This is a genomic window from Paenibacillus chartarius, assembly GCF_042432825.1.
In the GTDB taxonomy this organism is placed as follows: Bacteria; Bacillota; Bacilli; order Paenibacillales; family NBRC-103111; genus Gordoniibacillus; species Gordoniibacillus chartarius.
The window spans coordinates 1-1,793 of the sequence record NZ_JBHLWN010000059.1 but is presented as its reverse complement, the minus strand read 5'-3'; the positions used below and the strand labels follow the sequence as shown (position 1 = coordinate 1,793).

Below are 1,793 nucleotides of genomic sequence, written 5' to 3'. Positions count from 1 at the left end.
TCCCCTCACTGTAAACAGGTTTTTATTATTTCACCTGTCCACCGTAAGGGGAGCATATCACGCGGCAGCAGCTCCCTTTTTCGCATAAAAGTAAGGCAGTTATCTTTAGAGACCATTGAAAAGGGCATTTTACAATTGATCTATTACCAGACGATCCAATCCCGACGAGTAAGCAACCTTCACACCGTCGATATAAACGGCCAAGCCTACGCTCTTGTTGTACTGTCGGCCGAGTTTATCATAAATGATAGTGATGTTCTTACCACGATAGTACAAACGGTCTAAACAAAAATACTGCCATGTTCCTTCAGGAATAAGCGGGTTAACCTCAAAACTGCCATCATACCTCACACGGAACCCGACCAGACCGGTGATGATCAGGTCGTTAAATGTGGAATGGTTGTAATCCTTTCCCCGTTCGAGGCCCCCCTTTCTTTCAGGCCAATTCCACTCCTGAAGTATTCGTCTGGACAGCCACTCGCCTGTATAAGGATCAAGGTTTTCGTCTAACCAGGATACCCGTTTGCCATCAGCTCTTGTGCGATAATGGCAATTAGCGTAAGTGCTCAGTATGTTCCAGTAATCTTCTTTATGGATCACCTGCTGTTCGTAATCGTTCAATACGTTGGCCAACGCCGTCAGCGTCTGGGATGTGGCGAAAGGCCAAGATGGTCCATTCCACAGGCATTCGTGCTCATAGGAGAACATGAATCGGGGATGGCGCTGCTCTGCAGTAGTTGGCCCGAATGGAGCAAAGAACCCGGCAGGATCCATTAGCTGTGTCCATGCTTGTTCATAACCGACGTCGGGTAGATGGAAAGCCCACGGGATATATCCGAGCTGCTCGCGTACGTTATGAGCGGGATCCATCTTTCGAAATTCCCATTGTTCTACAGGGTCTTCTGCGGTCTTCAATGGGATGACCTTGAAAAACTGCGCCTGGTCGTCCCACAAATGTTCTTGGACAAGTTGTTTTAACCGATTCGCTTTTTCCTTAAACCTTTCTTCCGATTCAAAGTCTCCAGCCAGGCGTGCGATATTGCTAATCGCTACTGCATCGGCGTACATATAGGTATTCAAGGTTGGTCTGAGCCCTGAGCCGCTGATGGAGATTTCCATCGCATCGCGGTCGTCAATGGACCAGAATAACCCACTGGAGTTCAGATGGCTTTTCTCCCATTCCGTATAGTTGGCGATCATATCCGGCAGCAAATCAATGGCAAGCTGGAAGTCACCGTCTACTTCGCAATAATTCCACACGGCAGCAGCTATCCAACAGCTATAGGATCGGAGGTCCCCGTTTCTTTTGAACCAAAACAGGATATATTCCTTGAGAAAATTCTGACGGTTGCGCAGCCAGCGGCCTTCACTGATATGATGCCCCACAGCACAGTTGATCGTGTTATGCTTACCTGCCCAAGGGACGGAAGGATGAAACTCTGTGATTACGAATCCGTCAGGGGTATGCTTAATATGTTTACGATAAACCCACCAGCGAAAATAGTAAGTCTCCTCCAAACAGCTGTCAGGACAATGAAATAGAGGCATCTGATCACGCATCCATTCCCAGGCTGACGCATTATCAACATGCTGTGTTACAGATTCTTGGTCATGTTCATTAAAAATTTCAAAGTATTTTCTAAAATCGTCTGGGAGTAACAACATGAACGATCATCCTTTCTGATTATTTTGTATGCATATAAAACACTAGAATCTGATCCTCCTAAAATGGTAATAGACTCTCGGCGTTCGCCGAGTCAGGTGGGACAAGGGTTTTCCCTGACCACCCCAGA

1 protein-coding gene is annotated in these 1,793 nt (G+C 46.9%); it reads right to left on the bottom strand.

What is annotated here, in order from left to right:
- Positions 1-129 precede the first annotated feature (129 nt).
- Entirely contained in the window at positions 130-1,665 is a 1,536-nt protein-coding gene (locus ACFFK0_RS14410; RefSeq protein ID WP_377470951.1) for an MGH1-like glycoside hydrolase domain-containing protein, read from the bottom strand.
- Positions 1,666-1,793: the final 128 nt, after the last annotated feature.